Annotated in this window: 15 protein-coding genes; 8 read left to right on the top strand and 7 right to left on the bottom strand. The window is 67.7% G+C overall.

Annotated features, from left to right (window positions below; translation table 11 throughout):
* The first annotated feature begins 189 nt into the window (after positions 1-189).
* The 4 genes from ppsA to ACAM51_RS04860 all read left to right on the top strand — a co-directional run bounded on the left by ppsA (position 190) and on the right by ACAM51_RS04860 (position 5,900).
* Positions 190-2,580: a phosphoenolpyruvate synthase gene (gene ppsA / locus ACAM51_RS04875; protein WP_218340238.1), complete on the top strand. Its 2,391-nt coding sequence runs from the start codon at positions 190-192 to the stop codon at positions 2,578-2,580.
* A gap of 195 nt (positions 2,581-2,775) precedes the next feature.
* The gene (locus tag ACAM51_RS04870; protein WP_369642880.1) at positions 2,776-3,108 is read left to right on the top strand and encodes a DUF4212 domain-containing protein; all 333 of its coding nucleotides are present in this window, start codon (positions 2,776-2,778) and stop codon (positions 3,106-3,108) included.
* 2 nt (positions 3,109-3,110) lie between these two features.
* Positions 3,111-5,201: a VC_2705 family sodium/solute symporter gene (locus tag ACAM51_RS04865; protein WP_218295392.1), complete on the top strand. Its 2,091-nt coding sequence runs from the start codon at positions 3,111-3,113 to the stop codon at positions 5,199-5,201.
* 189 nt (positions 5,202-5,390) lie between these two features.
* Complete coding sequence (locus ACAM51_RS04860) at positions 5,391-5,900, top strand: hypothetical protein (protein WP_218295391.1); 510 nt, start codon at positions 5,391-5,393, stop codon at positions 5,898-5,900.
* Positions 5,901-6,072: 172 nt separating this feature from the next.
* Here ACAM51_RS04860 and ACAM51_RS04855 read toward each other — a convergent pair whose 3' ends face one another.
* The 3 genes from ACAM51_RS04855 to ACAM51_RS04845 form a co-directional block, all read right to left on the bottom strand.
* The gene (locus ACAM51_RS04855; RefSeq protein WP_218295390.1) at positions 6,073-6,432 is read right to left on the bottom strand and encodes an FKBP-type peptidyl-prolyl cis-trans isomerase; all 360 of its coding nucleotides are present in this window, start codon (positions 6,430-6,432) and stop codon (positions 6,073-6,075) included.
* Between the two features lie 132 nt (positions 6,433-6,564).
* Entirely contained in the window at positions 6,565-6,873 is a 309-nt protein-coding gene (locus ACAM51_RS04850; RefSeq protein WP_218295389.1) for a helix-turn-helix domain-containing protein, read from the bottom strand.
* 202 nt (positions 6,874-7,075) lie between these two features.
* A complete protein-coding gene (locus ACAM51_RS04845; protein ID WP_218295388.1) occupies positions 7,076-7,981 on the bottom strand; it encodes a LysR family transcriptional regulator in 906 nt (301 codons plus the stop codon).
* A 174-nt stretch (positions 7,982-8,155) separates the two neighbouring features.
* On the opposite strand from ACAM51_RS04845, the gene ACAM51_RS04840 reads away from it, so the two are divergent.
* The 3 genes from ACAM51_RS04840 (at position 8,156) to ACAM51_RS04830 (ending at position 11,490) form a co-directional block, all read left to right on the top strand.
* Positions 8,156-9,097 carry a hydroxymethylglutaryl-CoA lyase gene (locus tag ACAM51_RS04840; RefSeq protein ID WP_369643767.1) on the top strand — a complete coding sequence of 314 codons (942 nt, stop codon included), beginning with the start codon at positions 8,156-8,158 and terminating at the stop codon, positions 9,095-9,097.
* A gap of 62 nt (positions 9,098-9,159) precedes the next feature.
* On the top strand, positions 9,160-10,404 hold the full coding sequence (locus ACAM51_RS04835; RefSeq protein WP_369642879.1) for a CaiB/BaiF CoA transferase family protein: 1,245 nt from the start codon (positions 9,160-9,162) through the stop codon (positions 10,402-10,404).
* Between the two features lie 69 nt (positions 10,405-10,473).
* On the top strand, positions 10,474-11,490 hold the full coding sequence (locus tag ACAM51_RS04830; RefSeq protein WP_218295387.1) for a tripartite tricarboxylate transporter substrate binding protein: 1,017 nt from the start codon (positions 10,474-10,476) through the stop codon (positions 11,488-11,490).
* A 207-nt stretch (positions 11,491-11,697) separates the two neighbouring features.
* Here the strand turns inward: ACAM51_RS04830 and ACAM51_RS04825 are convergent, their stop codons facing one another.
* The 4 genes from ACAM51_RS04825 to dnaG form a co-directional block, all read right to left on the bottom strand.
* A complete protein-coding gene (locus ACAM51_RS04825) occupies positions 11,698-13,278 on the bottom strand; it encodes a methyl-accepting chemotaxis protein (protein ID WP_369642878.1) in 1,581 nt (526 codons plus the stop codon).
* A gap of 226 nt (positions 13,279-13,504) precedes the next feature.
* Positions 13,505-14,542 (bottom strand): Bug family tripartite tricarboxylate transporter substrate binding protein, encoded by a 1,038-nt coding sequence (locus tag ACAM51_RS04820; RefSeq protein WP_369642877.1) that lies wholly within the window; start codon positions 14,540-14,542, stop codon positions 13,505-13,507.
* A gap of 260 nt (positions 14,543-14,802) precedes the next feature.
* On the bottom strand, positions 14,803-17,172 hold the full coding sequence (gene rpoD, locus ACAM51_RS04815; protein ID WP_218295384.1) for an RNA polymerase sigma factor RpoD: 2,370 nt from the start codon (positions 17,170-17,172) through the stop codon (positions 14,803-14,805).
* Between the two features lie 259 nt (positions 17,173-17,431).
* Positions 17,432-19,510 (bottom strand): DNA primase, encoded by a 2,079-nt coding sequence (dnaG, locus tag ACAM51_RS04810; RefSeq protein WP_369642876.1) that lies wholly within the window; start codon positions 19,508-19,510, stop codon positions 17,432-17,434.
* A gap of 87 nt (positions 19,511-19,597) precedes the next feature.
* On the opposite strand from dnaG, the gene ACAM51_RS04805 reads away from it, so the two are divergent.
* A complete protein-coding gene (locus ACAM51_RS04805; protein ID WP_369642875.1) occupies positions 19,598-20,674 on the top strand; it encodes a PotD/PotF family extracellular solute-binding protein in 1,077 nt (358 codons plus the stop codon).
* Positions 20,675-20,677: the final 3 nt, after the last annotated feature.

Here is a 20,677-nt window from a genome sequence, read left to right as displayed (position 1 = left end):
GGTGCCTTTCAGTACGTCAGCCTGCCGCCAGTGCCGCAGGCCTACAATTGTGACAATTATCCAAATTCTCACCATGCACTTCGTCGGCCCACAACCACAACGACAAAGCCGCTGCCCGTGCATGGCCGCTCGCCCATCGCTCCAAGGGGGCGGGCGCGCAGACCCGGTTTCAACTTCTGGAGCTTTCCCATGTCTGCACTTTTCAGCCCGACCGCCCTGGTCGTACCGTTTGAAAACCTGAGAATGACCGATGTCGAGGCCGTAGGCGGTAAAAACGCCTCCCTCGGCGAGATGATCTCCCAACTGCCCCAGGGCGTGCGGGTGCCCACGGGCTTTGCCACCACGGCGCACGCGTTTCGCCAGTTCCTGGCCCACGATGGCCTGGCCGACAAGATCAGCGCCAAGCTCAAGAGCCTGGACACCGAAGATGTGCGCGCCCTGGCCGCCGTCGGCGCCGAGATCCGTGCCATGGTCGAGGCCCAGCCTTTTCCGGCCGACCTGCAACAAGCCATTGCCGAAGCATTCGCCACGCTGAGCGCCGGCAACCCCGCCGCCTCGTTCGCGGTGCGCTCGTCCGCCACGGCCGAAGACCTGCCGGACGCATCGTTTGCGGGCCAGCAGGAGACCTTCCTGAACGTGGTGGGCATCGACGACGTGCTGCACAAGATGAAGGAGGTGTTCGCCTCCCTGTACAACGACCGCGCCATCTCCTACCGCGTGCACAAGGGCTTCGAGCACGACGTCGTGGCCCTGTCGGCCGGGGTGCAGCGCATGGTGCGTTCCGACCTGGGCGCGGCCGGCGTGATGTTCACCATCGACACCGAGTCCGGTTTTGAAGACGTGGTGTTCATCACCAGCAGCTACGGCCTGGGCGAGACCGTGGTGCAAGGCGCCGTGAACCCCGACGAGTTCTACGTGCACAAGCCCATGCTTCGTGCCGGCAAGAAGGCCGTGATCCGCCGCAACCTGGGCAGCAAGCTCATCCAGATGGTGTTTTCCACGCCCCAGGAGAAGGCCGCCTCGGGCAAGCTGGTGAAGACCACCGACGTGCCCACCGAGCAGCGCAACCGCTATTCCCTGACCGATGCCGACGTGCAGCAGCTCGCCCAGTATGCGCTGGTCATCGAGCAGCACTACGGCCGCCCGATGGACATCGAATGGGGCAAGGACGGTACCGACGGCCAGCTCTACATCCTGCAGGCACGGCCCGAGACGGTGAAGAGCCAGTCCAAGGGCCAGGCCGAGATGCGCTACAAGCTCAAGGGCCAGGGCACCGTGCTGGCCGAGGGCCGCGCCATTGGCCAGAAGATCGGCACCGGCCCCGTGCGCCTGGTGCACAACATTGCCGAGATGGACAAGGTGCAGCCCGGCGACGTGCTCGTGACCGACATGACCGACCCCAACTGGGAACCCGTGATGAAGCGCGCCAGCGCCATCGTCACCAACCGGGGCGGTCGCACCTGCCACGCCGCCATCATCGCGCGCGAGCTGGGCATTCCGGCCGTGGTGGGCTGCGGTGACGCGACCGAACTGCTGAAAGATGGCACGCTGGTCACCGTGAGCTGCTCCGAGGGCGACACCGGCCGCATCTACGACGGCCTGCTCGAGACCGAGGTCACCGAGGTGCAGCGCGGCGAGATGCCCAGCATCAAGACCAAGATCATGATGAACGTGGGCAACCCCCAGTTGGCCTTCGATTTCTGCCAGCTGCCCAACGAGGGCGTGGGCCTGGCGCGCCTCGAGTTCATCATCAACAACAACATCGGCGTGCACCCCAAGGCCATCCTGGACTACCCGCAGATCGATGCCGACCTGAAGAAGGCCGTGGAGTCCGTGGCCCGGGGCCATGCCAGCCCGCGCGCCTTCTACGTGGACAAGGTGGCCGAAGGCGTGGCCACCATCGCCGCCGCCTTCTACCCCAAGCCGGTGATCGTGCGCCTGTCGGACTTCAAGTCCAACGAGTACAGGAAGCTCATCGGCGGCAGCCGCTACGAGCCCGAGGAAGAAAACCCGATGCTGGGCTTCCGCGGTGCGGCGCGCTACCTGAGCGCTGATTTCGGCGAAGCCTTCGCGATGGAGTGCGAGGCCCTGAAGCGCGTGCGCAACGACATGGGCCTGACCAACGTGCAGGTGATGGTGCCCTTCGTGCGCACGCTGGGCCAGGCCGAGCGCGTGACGCAGCTGCTGGCCCAGCACGGCCTGCAGCGCGGCAAGGACGACCTCAAGGTCATCATGATGTGCGAGGTGCCGAGCAACGCCATCCTGGCCGAGCGTTTCCTGGAGTTCTTCGACGGCTTCTCCATCGGCTCCAACGACCTGACCCAGCTCACCCTGGGCCTGGACCGCGACTCGGGGCTGGAACTGCTGGCGCACGACTTCGACGAGCGCGACCCCGCTGTGCAGCAGCTGATCCACCAGGCCATCAAGGCCTGCCTGGCACAGGGCAAGTACATCGGCATCTGCGGCCAGGGCCCCAGCGACCACCCGGACTTCGCCCAGTGGCTGGCCGCCGAGGGCATCTCGTCGATCTCGCTCAATCCCGACAGCGTGATCGCCACCTGGCAGCAACTGGCAGGCTGACGTGACGCGGCAACCCCCCGGGCGGCCGTGCCGCTTTCCCCTTCTCGCGCGCCACGCGCAGAAGGGGGTGCGCGCCCGGCGCGGCGGGGCGGCACTTGTGCGGGGGGGCCTGTTGTTCGACCTGCCCTCATTGCACGGGCCACGCGTGGCCCGCAGGGCCGTGGATCGCTGAGAGCCTGCGTGAACGACTCCGCCATGCCCCGTCGATCACCATCCGAGGCGGAAATGGCGGGCCCGTTCCCGCCCGATCTGCACGATGTGCGGCACCTGAAACTCAAGGCGGGCCTGCTGCTGCTGTGGGCGCTGGTGTCGTTTGGCGCCACCTACTTCGCCAGGGACCTGCAGTTGCTGGTGTTCGGCGCCTGGCCCCTGGGCTACTGGATCGCGGCACAGGGTGCGGTGCTGGTGTTCATCGGCATCGTGGTGGCCTATGGATGGGCCATGAACCGGTTCGAGCGCCAGGACGCTGAGCGCATTGCGGCCGCTGCGGCCGCATCCCTGGAAGACGCGGCCCGTCCTCCTGGCTGACCATGGCTGAGAACAATTCCTCCGGCGCAGACCGGGCCTACCTGTGGCGGCTGCACCGCATCCTGGCGCTGTATGTGGCGGGCGTGCTGGCCTTCCTGGCGCTGATGACCTGGGCGGAGCACCAGGGGCTCTCGCGCCACTGGATCGGCCCCATCTTCCTGTTCCTCACGGTGATGGTGTACGCGGGCATCGGCGTCTACGGCCGCACCACCGACCCGGAGGAATACTACGTGGCCGGCCGGCGCATTCCGCCCATGTACAACGGCATGGCGGCGGCGGCCGACTGGATGAGCGCCGCGTCGTTCATCAGCCTGTCGGGGGCGCTCTACCTGCAGGGCTTTTCCGGCACGCCGGGGCAGGCGGGGGGCCTCGCCTACCTGCTGGGCTGGACGGGCGGCTTCTGCCTCGTGGCGATGCTGATCGCGCCGCACCTGCGCGCCATGGGCCTGTACACCGTGCCCGATTTTTTCCACGTGCGTTTTGGCGGCCGGTGGCCGCGCGTGATCGCCGCGCTGGCCGCCGTGCTGTGCTCGTTCACCTACGTGGTGGCGCAGATCTACGGCGTGGGGCTGATCGCCTCGCGCCTGACCGGCGTGCAGTTCGAGATCGGCATCATGCTGGGACTGGGCGGCGTGCTGCTGTGCTCGTTCCTGGGCGGCATGCGCGCCATCACGTGGACGCAGGTGGCGCAGTACGTGGTGCTGCTGCTGGCCTTCCTGATCCCGGTGTCCTGGCTGGCCTACAAGCAGCTTGGCAACCCGCTGGCGCCGCTGGTCTATGGCGAGCAGATCAGCAAGATCGCCGATCTGGAGGCGCAACTGCTCGATTCGCCGGCGGAACACCAGGTGGTGCAGACCTACCTGCGGCGCGCCCAGGATTTCGAGGCCCGCCTGAGCGACGTGGAGGGTGCCCTGGAGCGCGAACGCGAGAAGGGGCGCGAGCGCATCCGCGCGCTGCGCACCCAGAACGCCGATGTGGGCCTGATCGTCACGGCCAGCCGCGAGCTGGCGGCCCTGCCGCGCGATGCCGCCGCGGCCCGCGAGCGCTGGACCCGCGAGATGCGCGAGAACTATGAGCGTGCCCGCCCCCTCGGTGGCCTGCCCCTGCACAGCCAGGCCTATGTGGGCGACCCGAAGGGCACCCCCGAGGAGCAGCGCGACTACGAGTTGACGCGCCGCAATTTCCTGGCGCTCATGTTCTGCCTGATGGTGGGCACGGCGGGCCTGCCGCACCTGCTCACGCGCTACTACACCTCGCCCACGGTGTCGGCGGCGCGCGCCTCGGTGGCGTGGTCGCTGTTCTTCATCGCCTTGCTGTACCTGAGCGCCCCGGCGCTGGCGGTGCTGGTGAAGTTCGAGGTCATGCAGAACCTGGTGGGCAGCAGCTTCGAGGCCCTTCCCAACTGGATGGCCCAGTGGGCGCGCGTGGACAGCTCGCTGCTGTCGGTGGAGGACGTGAACAGCGACGGCATCGTGCAGTTTGGCGAGATCCGGCTCGGGGCCGACCTCATCATGCTGGCCACGCCGGAGCTGGGGGGCCTGCCGTATGTGGTCTCCGGTCTGGTGGCCGCGGGTGGGCTGGCCGCGGCGCTGTCCACCGCCGACGGCCTGCTGCTCACCATCAGCAATGCGCTGGTGCGCGACCTGTATTTCCAGGACACCCAGCGCGAGGCATCGCCCGAGCAGCGTGTGATCCTGAGCAAGTTCGCGCTGCTGGCGGTGGCCTTGTCGGCGGCCTTTGTCGCGGCGCTCAAGCCGTCAGAGATCCTGCCCATGGTGTCGGCGTCGTTCTCCCTGGCCGCATCGGCTTTCGTGCCGGTGATGGTGCTGGGCATCTTCTGGCGCGGCACCACGCGGCAGGGCGCGGTGGCCGGCATGGTGGCGGGGCTGGGCGTGGCGGTGTACTACATGCTTTCGCATGTGTCGGCCATGCGCGCGCTGCCCAGCTGGATGCTGGCGGACGGGCTCTGGTTTGGCATCCAGCCCATCTCGGCCGGCGTGTTCGGCGTGCCGACGGGACTGGTGGTCGCCGTGGTGGTGAGCTGGGTGACGCGGCCCGCGCCCGCCTTGCCGCGCATCCGCTCCGAGATGTAGCGGCGCCGCGGGATTGCGGGTTGCGGCACGGGGCCAGAAGGGGCGCGCCCGCGTTCCGGCCAGCGCTGCCATGGTTATGCGTAAACCCCGATTTTCAATGGTGCGCAAACGTGAGAATCTGGCCTGCAGGGGCTCGTGGGGTGGTGGGTGCCCCGCGTCAACCCGCCACCGTTCAGCTCAAGGAGGCTCATGGTTCTCGTCAAAACGCCGGCAGGGCAAGAAGCGCTCAAGGACCGGCACGGCAGTCTCAGTTCGCGCCAGCGTTCGGCCTTCATCCTGTTTGATGGCAAGCGCTCCACGGGCGAGATTCTGGCGGCCACCGCCGCCATGGGAATCACGCAGGACGACGTGCAGGCCATGATCGCCCAGGGGCTGCTGGCGCCGCTGGCGGGGCAGTCCCTGCCTGCCGCAATGGCCGCCAGCCAGCCAGCCCCCGTGGCCGAACCCGCGCCAGCGACGGACCTGGGCACGGTGGCATCGCCGCTGGAGGGTTCGGGGCGCACGCCGAAAGAGCGCTACCAGGCGGCCTACCCGATTGCCACCGAGCTGACCGCCGCCATGGGGCTGCGCGGGTTCCGGCTGAACCTGGCCGTGGAGGGAGCGGGCAGTTTCGAGGACCTGGCGGCGCTGGCACCGAAGATCCGCGAGGCCGTGGGCGACGCGAAGTTCGAGCGGCTGGACAAGGCGCTTTTTGATTGACGGGACACCCCGAGCCGCTCTGTGCCTTTCCTTTCCTTTCTATGGCGCGGCATCCTTGCGCGCGGGCCTGGCCTGGGCTGCGCCCATGCCACAGATGGCGGGCCAGGCGTAAAAAAAGCGGCCCGAAGGCCGCTTTGGTGTCGTGTCGGATGCTGCCGCGCAGGCTGCGCGATCAGCGGCCGACCTTGAGCAGTTCCACATCGAACTTGAGCGTGGCGTTCGGAGGGATCACACCGCCCGCGCCGCGCGCGCCGTAGCCCAGGGCCGCGGGGATGATCAACGTGCGCTTGCCGCCGATCTTCATGCCCTGCACGCCTTCATCCCAGCCCTTGATGACCATGCCGCCGCCCAGCGAGAACTCGAAGGGGTCGTTGCGGTCGTGGCTGGAGTCGAACTTGGCGCCTTGCTCGCCGTTGTTGTAGAGCCAGCCGGTGTAGTGCACCGACACGTTCTGGCCCTTGGTGGCTTCGGCGCCGTCGCCCACGGTGGTGTCTTCGTATTGCAGTCCGGATGCGGTGGTGGTCAGTGCCATGGATGAAATTCCTTGCTTGCTATTAAAAATATAGCTTCTAGCGCTTGTATGTCATGCGCTAGAAGCTAATTTGGCCCTGTATTTTAACGAGAAGCCCCTTGGCGGGGAACAGACGGGACCGCTGGCCTGTGGTCAGACCTTCTTGGCGCGGCCGGCCACCCAGCGGGTGGCGAAGGCCTGCACGTCCGACAGGCGCTTGAGCAGGTCGGCGCCGGAAGGAGTGACGGTGTAGCCGTCGCTGCCATGGTCCACGAAGCCGGCTTCGCGCAGTTCCTTGATGCGGGTGTTGAGCGTGTTGGGGGTGATGCCCCCCACGCTGTCCTGCAGCAGGCGGAAGGTCTGGGGGTGGCCGTCCTTCAGGGCCCAGAGCACGCGCAGTGCGTAACGGCATTCGAGCCGCTCGAACAACTGGTTGATGGCGGCATTTTCTTTGGAGCTCATGGACGCTTCTCCTCGCGCAAGTGTTGGATCAAGTTTTCATTCGGGTGGGCGAATGCCGGGCCCGCTGATGCGCTGAGACTATAGCGCGGAACCCATTTTGCTACAAGTTTAGTAGCTCAGAACGCACACCACGCATGCGCTACGCCCCAAAAATGACGTGTTACAACTCAAACTGTTGCGATGGGGCCACGGTTGGAGGCGGTCATTCCTGGCGGCCCAGCCCCGCCAGGTGGTGGACCAGCAACTGTGCGGCCGGGGTCAGCATCTGGGCGCTGCGGTAGCAGATGGCGAAGCGCCGCCGGGCCCAGGGATCGCTCAGCGGAATCACGCGCACCGGGGCGGTCTGGGCAAAGGGCAGGGCGACCTCGCGCGGCACGACGCTGATGGCCAGGTTGGCGCGCACCACCCGCAGGGCCGCGTCGAAGTTGGACACCAGCACCCGGTGCGCGAGCATTTTTCCCTCCACGGCCGCGGCGCGCGCCAGCAGCACCTGCACGGCGCTCAGCGCGGGCATGCTCACGAATTCATGGTCCAGCACGTCGGCGAACCGCACGCTGGCGTGCCGGGCCACGGGGTGCGAGGCATGTGCCACCACGGCGAGGTGGTCGTTGCGGTAGCCGCGCGTTTCCAGGCCGGAGAGGTCCGCCGCGTCCCAGCAGATGCCAATGGACGCGCTGCCGTCGCGGATGCCCTGCACCACGTCCGGGCTCACGCGTTCCTCCAGGCTCACCTGGATGTCGCGGTGCGCTGGGTCCTGCAGGAAGGCGGCCACATCGTCGGCCAGCGATTCGGCCATGACCGAGGCCGTGACCAGCATGCGCACGTGGCCCCGGATGCCGGTGGCATAGGCGGCCATGTCACGCTCGATCTGGCCCACGCTGGCGAGCATGGTGCGCGCGTGTTCCAGCAGCGTTTCCCCCGCCGGGGTAGGAATGACGCCGCGCCGCTTGCGCACCAGCAGGGCGGTGCCCACCGTGTCCTCCAGCTGGGCCAGCCGCTTGCTGATGGCCGAACCCACGATGGACTCCTGCTCGGCCACGCGCGCGATGCTGCGCTGCTCGCACACGGCGGCAAACAGGCGCAGGGTCTGCAGGTCGAGATCGCGCATGCAATTGCCTCCGCTTGAAAGACTGTGATGTTCCTTTTGGGAATCATATGGCTTCCGAGATGTATTTTCTGATTCTGTTGGGAATTTCTAGAATCTCCCACGGAACACCAACGAGCTGGAGACAACGCCGTGAACACCCCTTCTTTTTTCCCCGCGACCCGTCCCGCGCCCGGCATGGCGCCCGCGCGGGCCGTGGTGCGCGAAGTGGGCCTGCGCGACGGCCTGCAGAGCATCGCCACCGTGGTGTCCACCGCGCACAAGATCGACTGGCTCGACGCGGCCTATGCCGCGGGCCAGCGCGAGATCGAGGTCGGCTCCTTCGTGCCCGCCCGCCTGCTGCCCCAGCTGGCCGACACCGCCGAGGTGCTGGCCCATGCCAAGACCCTGCCGGGCCTGGTCGCCTCGGTGCTGGTGCCCAACTACAAAGGCGCCGAACGTGCGCTTGAATGCGGCGCCGACCTGATGGTGGTGCCCCTGTCCGCCAGCCATGCCCACAGCCTGGCCAACCTGCGCAAGACACCCGACGACGTGGTGGCCGAGGTGGCGCGCATCCGCGCGCTGCGCGACGCCAGCGGCAGCCGCTGCCTGATCGAGGGCGGCGTGGGTACGGCGTTTGGCTGCACCCTGCAGGGCGAGGTGGCCGAGAGCGAGGTGCTGCGCCTGATGCAGGCCCTGCTGGATGCCGGGGCCGACCATGTGAGCCTGGCCGACACCGTGGGCTATGCCGACCCGGCCTCGGTGGCCCGCCTGTTCGAGAAGGCCCGCGCGCTGGTGGGAGACCGGCTGGCCTGCGCGCACTTTCACGACACGCGCGGCATGGGCCTGGCCAACGTCTACGCGGCCTGGCAGACCGGCATCACCCGCTTTGATGCCTGCCTGGCCGGCATCGGCGGCTGCCCGCACGCGCCGGGCGCCAGCGGCAATGTCACCACCGAAGACCTTGTGTTCATGCTGGAACGCATGGGCGTCGCAACCGGCATCGCCGTGGACGCGCTGCTGGCGCTGCGCGAGCGTGTGGCGGGCTGGCTGGCCGGGGAGACCCTGCACGGCACGCTGTGGCAGGCCGGGGTACCGCGCACCGGCGCAGGGGCCGTCTCCCTCGCCGCCATCCACTGAGCTCGCCACGAGCTCAACATTGAGCCACCGCCGCGCGCCCTTCCATCCCGTATCGTCGCCCCATGACATCCCACACCGATTCTTCTTCCTCCCCGCTCGCGCCACCCGGCACCTCTGCCCCCCGTGCACTGCCCCTGCAGGGCCTGCGCGTGGTGGAGTTCACCCACATGGTCATGGGCCCCACCTGCGGCATGGTGCTGGCGGACCTCGGGGCCGAGGTCATCAAGGTCGAGCCCGTGGACGGCGACCGCACGCGCCACCTGCTGGGCGCCGGCGCGGGCTTCTTCCCCATGTTCAACCGCAACAAGAAGAGCATCGCGCTGGACCTGCGCAGCCCCGAGGGCCTGGAGGTCGCGCGCAAGCTGGCCGCCTCGGCCGACGTGGTGGCGCAGAACTTCAAGCCGGGCGTGATGGCGAAATACGGGCTGGACCACGCGGCCCTGAGCCAGCTCAACCCGCGCCTGATCTACGTGAACCACACCGGTTTCTTGCCGGGCCCGTATGAGCACCGCACGGCGCTCGACGAGGTGGTGCAGATGATGGGCGGCCTGGCCTACATGACAGGCCGGCCCGGCGACCCGCTGCGCGCGGGCACCAGCGTGAACGACATCATGGGCGGCATGTTCGGCGCCATCGGTGCCATGGCGGCGCTGATGCAGCGCGGCATCACCGGGCGGGGGCAGGAGGTGGATTCGGCGCTGTTCGAGAACAACGTCTTCCTGGTCGGCCAGCACATGATGCAGTACGCCGTCACCGGCCAGCCGGCCGCGCCCATGCCGGACCGCATCTCGTCCTGGGCGCTGTACGACGTGTTCAGCGTGAAGGATGGCGAGCAGATTTTCCTGGCCGCCGTCAGCGATGCGCAATGGATCACCTTTTGCGACGCCATGGGGTTCGCCGACCTCAAGGCCCACCCGCAACTGGCCACGAACAACGACCGGGTGCGCGCCCGTGCCACGCTGATGCCCGACCTGCGCCAGCGCCTGGCCACTTACAGCGCCGCCGAGCTGGCGGCCATCTTTGAAAAGCACGGCCTGCCGTTCGCACCCATTTCGCGGCCCGAGCAGCTCTTTGACGACCCGCACCTCAACGCCACGGGCGGCCTGGCCGACATCACCCTGCCCGATGGCGAGCGGGCGGGGCAGACCGCCCGCACCACGCTGTGCCCGCTGCGCATGGACGGCCAGCGCCTGGGCGTGCGGCTGCAGCCGCCCGTGCTGGGCCAGCACACCGGCGCGCTCATGCAGGAACTGGGCTACACCCCCGCGCAGATCCAGGCGCTGCAGGACAGGCACGCCGTGGCTTGAGCAATGCGCCCGCTGGGGCGCGTGCACCCGCCGGGCGATGGATGAGATCACAACACGGAGACAACCGCCATGCACCACCATCCTTTCATCCACCACCACCCCGCCTGCCCGCCACCGGCGCTGCGCCGGCGCACGGCGCTGGCCGCGTTGGCCGCCGGCCTGGCAGCGCCTTTGCACGCGTGGGCCCAGGCGGCGTCGGAGCGCCCGCTGCGCCTGATCCTGCCCGTGAGCGCCGGTTCGGGCGTGGACGGCCTGGCGCGCGCCTTCGGGCCCGGCCTGGGCAAGTCGCTCGGGCGCGCCGTGGTGATCGAGAACTTCCCCGGAGCGGGGGGCATCACCGGCACCTCGATGATCGTCAAGGCGCCCAGGGACGGCTCGGCACTGGGCATGGTGTCCAACAATCACGTGGTGAACCCCAGCGTCTTCAAGAGCATTCCGTACGATGCCGTCGACGACGTGACGCCCATCACCGTGATCGGTGCGACGCCGTTCGTGCTGGTGGCGCACCCCTCGGTGGCCGCCCGGAACGTGCGCGAACTCATCGCCCTGGCCAAGGCCCAGCCCGGGACCCTGAACTACGGTTCGTCGGGCAACGGGACCATCCTGCACCTCGCGGCCGAGATGTTCGTGCACGAAGCGCAGGTCGACATCAAGCACATCCCCTACCGTGGCATGGGGCCGCTCACGGCCGACGTGCTGGGCGGGCAGATCCAGCTGGCGTTCATCGCGGTGGCCGTGGCGGCGCCGCATGTGAAGGCGGGCACGCTCAAGGCCATCGGCCTGTCGTCCACCACCCGCTCGCCGCTGTTGCCGGATCTGCCCACCATCGCGGAACAGGGCCTGCCGCAGTACGCGCTGGATGGATGGGTCGGCATGGTGGGGCCTGCGGGCCTGCCCAAGGCGGAGACCGAACGGGTCTACCAGGCCGTGCGCGCCACCCTGGGGATGCCCGAGGTGCGCGACGCGCTGCTCGCCCAGGGCTACCTGCTGCAGGCCACAACGCCGGATGCCACGGCCGCGTTCTTCCGCACCGAGGTGGCGCGCATGGCGAGGCTGGTGAAGCAGTCCGGGCTCAAGATAGATTAGTTGGGGAGCCCTCCCTCCGAAGCGCTGCGCGCCTGCGCGGCCCCGGTTGCAGGGGCAATGCGCAGGCCGCTGGACAACGGAGATCCTCCGCCGTGGTCCAGAAAATCCATGGAAACGGGTGTCCGGCGCTTATTGAATAATGGCTTATTGCTATACAAAATATAGCAATAGGCGCTTGTTCGACGCCAGTACGTCCCTGTGCGGCATTCAATGCGCCACAGGTGGCAATGCCAAGGCACGGTGGCTGCCGCGCAGGCGGAACACTTCCACGGCCTCCACCAGCTGGCGCGCCTGGCCGCTCAGGCTGCCGGCCGCCGCCGCGCTTTCTTCCACCAGGGCCGCGTTCTGCTGCGTGGTTTCGTCCATGCGCACGATGGCCTGCGTGACGCGCAGCATGTCGCTGGTCTGCGCGGTGCTGGCCTGGCTGATTTCGTTCATCAGCGCGCTCACGCCCTGGATGGAGGAGACCACCTCCGTCATGGTGCTGCCCGCGTTGCGGGCCAGGTCGGAGCCGGCCTGCACGCGCTCCACGCTGGTCTGGATCAGCTCCTTGATCTCGCGCGCGGCGCTCGCGCTGCGGGTGGCCAGGTTGCGCACCTCGCTGGCCACCACGGCAAAGCCGCGCCCCTGCTCGCCGGCGCGTGCGGCTTCCACGGCGGCGTTGAGCGCCAGGATGTTGGTCTGAAACGCGATGCTGTCGATGACGCCGATGATGTCGGCAATGCGGCGCGAGCTGTCCTGGATGCCCTGGACCACCGTCACCATCTGTGTCACCACGTCGCCTCCGCGCTGGGCCACCGATGCGCCATTGCGGGCCAGCTCGCTCGCGCGCTGCGCGTTGGAGGCGTTCTGCTGCACGGTCGCCTGCAGCTGCTGCATGGACGAGGTGGTTTCGTCCAGCGACGACGCCTGCTCCTCGGTGCGCATGCTCAGGTCCACGTTCCCCTGGGCGATCTCTGCGCTGGCGCTCGCCACGCCCTCGGCGTTGCTGCGCACGCCCGACACCACGTTTTCCAGGTTCTCCTGCATGGTGCGCAGGGCCTTGAGCAACCGCGCGGGTTCGTCCTTGCCATCGACCCGGATGGTCGTGGTCAGGTCGCCCGCAGCCACCTTGTTGGCGACGGAGACGGCCACCCGCAGCGGGCGCACCACCGAGCGCGTGAGCAGCCAGCCCGCGCAGCCGCCCAGGGCCGTGACCAGCGCCAGCGCCACCAGGCTGCTGGCGAGCGCCCGCCGCGCGTTCAGCGCCGCCTGTTCGGCAATGGCCGCGCTGCTGGCGGCCACCCGCTCGCTCAGGGCGGTGAGCAGCCTGGCGGGGCCCTGGTCGATGTCGGCCACGTCGGCATCGCCCGCGGAGGGCACAAAACCGAGCGACTGGAACACTTCAAAGCCCTTGCGGTAGCCCTGCGCCATCTGCGCGTGGGCCTGCGTGAACTTCTGCAGCGCCGCCTTTTCCTGCGCATCGGTCAGCTGGGGCTCCAGCGCCTTCGCTGCATCGGCCACGCGCTTTTCGCTGGCCTGGAACGTCGCCCAGTGCAGCTCGCGCTTGCGCGAGTCCTCGCCCCGCAGCAGGGTGTTCTTCCACTCCTGCACCTGGGTCTTGAACTCGTTTTCCATGCGGCTTACCGCGCGTTCCTGGGCCACGCGCTCCTGCACCGTGGTCTCGTAGGTGCCCAGGCTGCGGTACAGGGCCGCGATTCCGAACAGCGCGGCCCCCAGCAGAAGGGCGAGCACCAGGCCCAGCGCGGTGGCCATGCGTGCGCCGATGGAGTGGTTGGACATTTTCATCAGCGGCTCCTGGCAATGCTTTTCAGATGAACTGGCTGCGGTGGCAACTGGCGTGACCATGGCCCGAGGCCGCCATGCAAGGGCCGCCCCCGCCGCGCGGGCGGCGCACCCGCTTGCGGGGCCGGGCGTCGCCACTCCAAGCGGTTTGCCGGCGCCGGCCCGCACGGCCCCGAAGGGCGGCCGCTCCTGGCCGCTGCGCCGGGGCGCGAAGCGACCCGGGGGGTGTCTAGGCTTTCAGCTTGAGCAGGTACACCATGACCCGCGCCGTGGTGAGGTCCAGCTCCATGAACTCTGCCAAATCCTTGCCTGTCAGCCAAGAGGGTTCCCAGCGATTGTTCTTGAGCGTGCGCAGCCAGGACTCGTGGGCGGTGGCCGCCTCGACCGCGGCCAGCATCTCGGCCACGCGTGCGGGCGGCACGCCTTTGCCGGTGAACACGCCCCGCCAATTGGCCATGGTCGCGTCCAGTCCCTGCTCACGGAAGGCCGGCAGGCCAAAGGCGCTGCGGCGGGACGATACCCCGATGGCGCGCAGCTTGCCCGCCGCGATGGCGTCGCTGAATTCGCTGTAGCCGGAAAGGCCCATCGCCGCACCGCCGGACACGACGGCGTCCACCACTTCGGAGCCGCCAGCGAAGGGTTTGTAGACCAGGCCTTCCGGGCTGGCTTTGGACGCGCGGGCCAGCACCCCGGCAAAGATGTGGTCCACGCCCCCCGCGGAGCCTCCGGCCACCGGCACGGCGCGCAGGTCCGCGCGCATGGCTTCGGCCAGGTCCTTGGCGTTCTTGATGGGGGATTTGGCCGCCACGGCCGCCACCAGGTAGTCGCTGGTGAGCCGTGCGAGCGGCTGGATGTGGGTCAGGTCCACGGCGGGTTTCTGCAGGGCCACGGCGCCCACCATCACCATGCCGCCCATCAGCAGGGTGTTGGCATCGTTGCCGTACTTCTCCGCGTACTTGGCCAGTCCGATCGTCCCGCCCTTGCCGCCGACGTTTTCGTATTCGATCTGGTCTGCCGCACCGACGGTGGCAAGGGCCGCACCCAGCGCCCGGCCCGTCTGGTCCCAGCCACCGCCGGGGTTGGCTGGGATCACGATGCGCAGCGTGGGCGCCAGCCTGGAGGCCTTGGCGGGCGCCCCGCGCGCGCCAGCGGCAGTTGCACCGGCGGCCTGCGCCCAGGCAGGCGCTGCAAGCGATGCGCCGAGCGCGCCCACGGCGCTGGCTGCGGCAGCCTGGGTGAGGATCTGGCGGCGGTTGAAGGATGTCATGCGGTGTCTCGCAAAAAGGTGGCAGGTCGTTGAACGGGCACGTGCAGCGTGCACTGGGATGCCAGGCCCCGCAGCCGGAGAGTGCCGAACTGCATGACAGTCTCCATCAGCAGTATGTAATAGTCGCGTTACAAGCTGTCATTTTGCTGTCGGGAGCATCGGGGTAAACGCGGGGCCGCCCCGCAGAAACGAAAAAGCCCCGCACCGCGATGCGGGGCAGGGCCTTGGGGTGCAGCCAGGGCAGCCGGCTGCCGGGGTGGTTACAGCGAATCGATGAAGCTGCGCAGCTTGTCCGAGCGGCTGGGGTGCTTGAGCTTGCGCAGTGCCTTGGCCTCGATCTGGCGGATGCGTTCGCGGGTCACGTCGAACTGCTTGCCCACTTCTTCCAGCGTGTGGTCGCTGGTCATCTCGATGCCGAAGCGCATGCGCAGCACCTTGGCTTCGCGGGGCGTGAGGCCATCGAGGATGTCCTTGACCACGTCGCGCAGGCCGGCCTGCATGGCGGCTTCGATGGGGGCGGTGTTGGCACCGTCCTCGATGAAATCGCCCAGGTGGCTGTCGTCGTCGTCGCCGATCGGCGTTTCCATGGAGATCGGCTCCTTGGCGATCTTCATGATCTTGCGGATCTTGTCTTCCGGGATCTCCATCTTCGCGGCCAGGATGGATGCATCGGGCTCGAAGCCGAACTCCTGCAGATGCTGGCGCGAGATGCGGTTCATCTTGTTGATGGTCTCGATCATGTGCACCGGGATGCGGATGGTGCGCGCCTGGTCGGCGATCGAGCGCGTGATGGCCTGGCGGATCCACCACGTGGCGTAGGTCGAGAACTTGTAGCCGCGGCGGTATTCGAACTTGTCCACGGCCTTCATCAGGCCGATGTTGCCTTCCTGGATCAAATCGAGGAACTGCAGGCCACGGTTCGTGTACTTCTTGGCGATGGAGATCACGAGGCGCAGGTTGGCCTCGATCATTTCCTTCTTCGCGTCGCGCGAGGTGGCCTCGCCCTCGTTCATGCGCTTGTTGATGTCCTTGAGCTCGGTCAGCGGCACCACCACGCGCGATTGCAGGTCCATCAGCTTTTGCTGCAGCTCCTGCACGGGCGGAATGTTGCGCGCCATCACCGTGCTCCAGGGCTTGCCGGCGGCGGCCTGCTTTTCCACCCACTTCAAGTTCAGCAGGTTGGGCGGGAAGTCCTTGATGAAGGTTTCCTGCGGCATGCCGCACTTGTCCACGATGATGCGGCGCAGCTCGCGCTCCTTCTTGCGCACGTCGTCCACCTGGCCGCGCACCATGTCGCACAGCTTCTCGATGGTCTTGGCGGTGAAGCGGATGGTCATCAGCTCGGCCGACAGGGCCTGCTGGGCCTTCACGTACGCAGGAGTGCCGTAGCCTTCCTTGTCGTACACCTTGTGCACTTTTTCAAACAGCTCGCGCAGCTTGTCAAAGCGCTCCAGTGCCTGCTTCTTGAGCTCTTCGAGCTTCTTGGTCAGCGCCTTGGAGCCGCCCTTGCCGTCGTCGTCGTCGGCTTCGTCGAATTCGTCGAAGTCTTCCTCGGCCACATAGTCGTCGGCCTCGTTGGGGTTGGAGAAGCCGTCCACGATGGTGGAGATGACGACCTTGCCTTCGCGGATTTCCTCACCCATGTTGAGGATCTCGGCGATGGTGGCGGGCGATGCGCTGATCGCCTCCATCATGGCCATCAGGCCGCCTTCGATGCGCTTGGCGATCTCGATTTCGCCTTCGCGCGTGAGCAACTCCACCGTGCCCATTTCGCGCATGTACATGCGCACGGGGTCGGTGGTGCGGCCGAATTCCGAGTCCACGGTGGACAGGGCGGCTTCGGCGGCTTCCTCGGCTTCTTCTTCGCTGGCGCCCGTGGGAGCGTTGTCGGTGATGATCAGCGCCTCGGCATCGGGCGTCTGCTCGTATACGGCCACGCCCAGGTCGTTCAGCGTGGTGATGACGGCTTCGAGGGTTTCGGCATCCACCAGCTTGTCGGGCAAGTGGTCGGAGATTTCGACGTGCGTGAGGTAGCCGCGCGTCTTGCCCAGCTTGATCAGGGTTTTCAGGCGCGAGCGGCGCTTGGCCAGGTCTTCCTCGGACAGAACAGTCTCGTCCAGGCCGAATTCCTTCATCAAGGCGCGTTCCTTCGCCTTGCTGATCTTCATGCGCAGCGGCTTGACCTTCTCGACCGTGGCCGCGGCTTCGGTGGTTTCCTCGACCTCACCTTCCAGGTCCGCTTCGATGTCGGACAGGTCGGTATCGTCGCCGCTCTCATCGCCGCCGGCCGCAGCCTTGGGCTTGCGGCCCCGCTTGGCGGGCGCCTTGGATTCGGCGGCACCCGCGGCCTTGGCGGGGCGTCCCGGGCGCTTCTTCGGGGTGTCTTCCTCGTCGGATGCGGCAGCCTTGGCGCGGACAGGCTTTTTCTTCAGCAATTCATCGGCGGCTTTTGTCAGCTCGGCAGAACTTTTCACGGGCACGGTTTTAACTTTCTTGGCTGCTGGGGCGGGTGCGGGTGCAGCTTTTTTGGCCGCGGCCTTCGCGGGAGCCTTGGCAGCAGGGGTGGAAACGGCCTTCGCGGCGGTGCCTGGAGCAGACTTGGGCGGCTTCGCGGACTTTTGAGCGGGCATGGGAGAACCTCAGAATCAAAAACGGACACAAAGAAAACGCAAGCGCCACAGATCCCGGCGCGGGTGGCAACGCGAAGCTGAAAATGTCTTCGCGCTTTGAGGGGAGGCCCTCAGGGGCAAGATGTCTGGGCGATCATTTGGTGTGCAGTCCTTGCGATGGTTGGGCTGGTTGTGCGCGTTTGTCACGGTGGCCCGGTTCGGAGGTGCTGCTGTCGCTCTTGCCGCTAACTAACCCTACATTATACCGCTTGGCGGGATTTCAAGCGGCTTTGACAGCCACTCCCAGCAAAACCCTGCGTTTTTGTTCCAGTGCACGGTAGCGCTCCAGGGCGGTCGGGTCCGTGGCGGCTTGCAGCATCAGCAGTTTTTGCTGCTCCTCGATGTCTTCGATCTGCATGCGGCTGAGCAGGTCCCGCAGTTCCGTTCGCAGCTCCTGCAGGTCGCCTTCGGTCTGGGCGTGCGAGCCCGTCATCACCTTCACGGCCAGAGCTTCGCACTCGTGATCGCGCAGGCTCTCGCGCAGCACGGCCCAGGCCAGGGGGCCGTGTTCGTGAAACTGCGCCTCCAGCCAGCCAAAAAGCGGGCCGTGGGGAGGCTGCAGCGCACACAGGGTGGCGTGGTCGTCGTGGGTCAGCTCTTCGAGGAAGGCCATGTGCGACAGCAGCAGGCGTGCGGCATGGTCCGTGCGGCTGGCGGTGGGTGTGCGCGGCAGGCGGGGCTGGGGCGGCCAGGGAGAGTCCTTGTCCTTTTTCTTCCAGTTGCCCTTCCAGTCGCCGCCCTTGCGGAACGGGGGCTTGTTGCCATAGCTGCTGCCCTGGCCAGCACTTCCGCCGCTGCCGCCGCCGTAGCCGCCTTGGTATCCGCCGTCGTATCCACTGCCCGGCTCGCCTTGGGGCGGCCACGACCCCCCGTCGGGCGGGGCGTCCCAGGAGGGTGGTTCGTGGGCGTAGGCCGCAGGCGCCTGTCGGGCCGGTGCACTACCTGCGCCGGTGTGGCCGCCGTGACCGGAGTGGGAGGACCGCGGTGCCTCGCGCGCCGTGGCCTGGCCCCACAGGTCCGCCAGGTCCTGTGCCTTGAGCTGGGTGAGATCCGCCAGCTCGCCCAGCACCTGGCGCTTGAGCACGCCGTCGGGCAGGGCCGTCCAGAGCGGCCTTGCGTTGCTGGCCATGTGGGCGCGGCCCTCGGCGGTGGCCAGGTCGCAGCCGTCGCTGGCCGATTCGACCAGGAAGCGGCTGAGCGGCACGGCCTCACTCACGTGCTTGGCAAAAGCGTCCGTGCCGTGGGCGCGGATGAAGCTGTCCGGGTCGTGCTCGGCCGGCAGGAACAGGAACTTGATGCTGCGCGTGTCCGTGGCGTGGGGCAGGGCGCCATCGAGCGCCTTGCGCGCGGCGCGCCGGCCGGCGTTGTCTCCGTCGAAGCTGAACACCACCGATTCGGTGAAGCGCAGCAGCTTGTGCACGTGTTCGGGTGTGCAGGCGGTGCCCAGCGTGGCCACCGCGTTCGGAAACCCGAGCTGCGCCAGCGCCACCACGTCCATGTAGCCCTCGGTGACCAGGGCATAGCCTTGCTCGCGGATGGCCGTGCGCGCCTCGAACAGGCCGTACAGTTCGCGGCCCTTGTGGAACACGGGGGTTTCGGGCGAATTGAGGTACTTGGGCTTGTCGTCGCCCAGCACGCGGCCCCCAAAGCCGATGCATTCGCCCTTGACGTTGCGGATGGGGAACATGACCCGGTCGCGGAACCGGTCGTAGCGCTTGCCGCCGTCCTCGTCGTTGACGATGACCAGGCCGCTTTCCTCCAGCAACGGGTCGTCGTACTGCGCGAAGACGCTGGCCAGGCTGCGCCAGCCTTCGGGGGCGTAGCCAAGGCCATACCGCTTGGCCACCGTCCCCGAGACGCCGCGCCCCTTGAAGTAGCCAATGGCGCGCTGGGATTCACGCAAGTGGCGGCGGTAGGCGTCGGCAGCCTTCTCCAGCACGTCGGTCAGCGTGGCCTGCTTCTGGCGGGCGGCGGCGGCGCGTTCCTTCTCCTGGGGGGAGATGTCGTCGTCCGGCACCGAGAGGCCCACCTGCTGGGCCAGGTCCTGAACGGCCTCGACGAAGCCCATGCCCGCGTGCTCCATGAGGAAGCTGATGGCATTGCCGTTCTTGCCGCAGCCAAAGCAGTGATAGAACTGCTTGGCGGGGCTCACGCTGAACGAGGGGGATTTTTCGCCGTGAAAGGGGCACAGCCCCATGAAATTCGCACCGCCTTTCTTGAGCTGCACATAGCGGCCCACGATGTCGACCACATCGACGCGGGCAAGCAGTTCCTGAATGAAAGACTGAGGGATCGTCACGCCGCGTATTGTCCGCGTAAACTGTTTGTTACCAGATATTGCAGAAGCGGGGCTTTCGGCATGGCGGTCACGGCATGGTGGCGGGCAATGGACGCGTCCAGCACTTCGGCGCAGCGGGGGCTGCGGCGCCGGGATGTGGCCGTGCTGCTGCCGCTGGTGCCCGCGCTCCTGTGGCCCGCGCCCGCGAGGGCCGCGCCGGTGCTGCGCGTGCTGTCCTGGCCGGGGTATGCCGACCCCGACATCGTGGCCGTTTTCGAGAAGCGCCATGGGGTCAAGGTGGAGGTCACCACCGTCGCCTCCGACGACGTGCTGCGCACCCAGCTGGCCTCTCCCCAAGGGCCCGGTTTCGACCTTGTGGCCGCCAATACCGCCGAAATCGCGCGCCTGGTGGCACGCCGGCTGCTTGCACCGTTGCCTGTGCACAACATTCCCAATGCCGAGCGCCAGCTCCCTCGCTTTCGGCAATTGCATGCGATTGCGGGCATCGCGCAGGGAACGGATGTATTCGCGATGCCTTACACCTATTCCGAGATGGGGCTGATCTATGACCGCCAGCAGATGGCCGTGCCTCCCAGTTCCATCGCGGTGCTGTGGGACCCGCGCTGGCGGGGGCGTGTGCTGGCATTCGACGGCAGCAGCCACGGGTTCTCCCTGGCGGCCATGTACCGCGGCCTGCCGCCGTTTCACCTGCATGCGACCCAGTTCGGCCCCCTGGCCAGGGATCTGGTGGCCCTGCGGCGCAACGTGCGTTCGTTCTACAGCCTGCCCGAGGAGTCGCTGGAGCTGTTTCGCAAGCACCGCATTGCCGTCATGCACGCCAACTACGGCCAGCAGCAGCTCAAGCAGCTGCGCGATGCCGGGCTGGACGTGGGCTACGTGGTGCCGCGCGAGGGGGCGCTGGCCTGGCTCGACTGCTGGGCCATCACCCGGCGCTCGACCCAGCCCGCATTGGCCGCCGAGTGGATCAACTACATGCTCGACCCCACGGTGAGCCGCGAGCTGACCCGGCGCCAGGGCCTGGCCAATACGCTCGACGAGCCGCCCGCGCTCTCGGACGACGCCCCCGCCGGGGCCATCGTCTGGCTGGAGCCCGTCGAGGACGAAGCACGCCGCGCGCAACTGTGGCAGCGCATCCTGTCGGGAGACCGGCCCTCCCGGTTCTGACGC

This window comes from Acidovorax sp. A79 (assembly GCF_041154505.1).
Taxonomy (GTDB): domain Bacteria; phylum Pseudomonadota; class Gammaproteobacteria; order Burkholderiales; family Burkholderiaceae_C; genus Acidovorax.
Note: the sequence above shows the minus strand (reverse complement) of the source record. Positions and strands in the feature narration are given on the sequence as shown.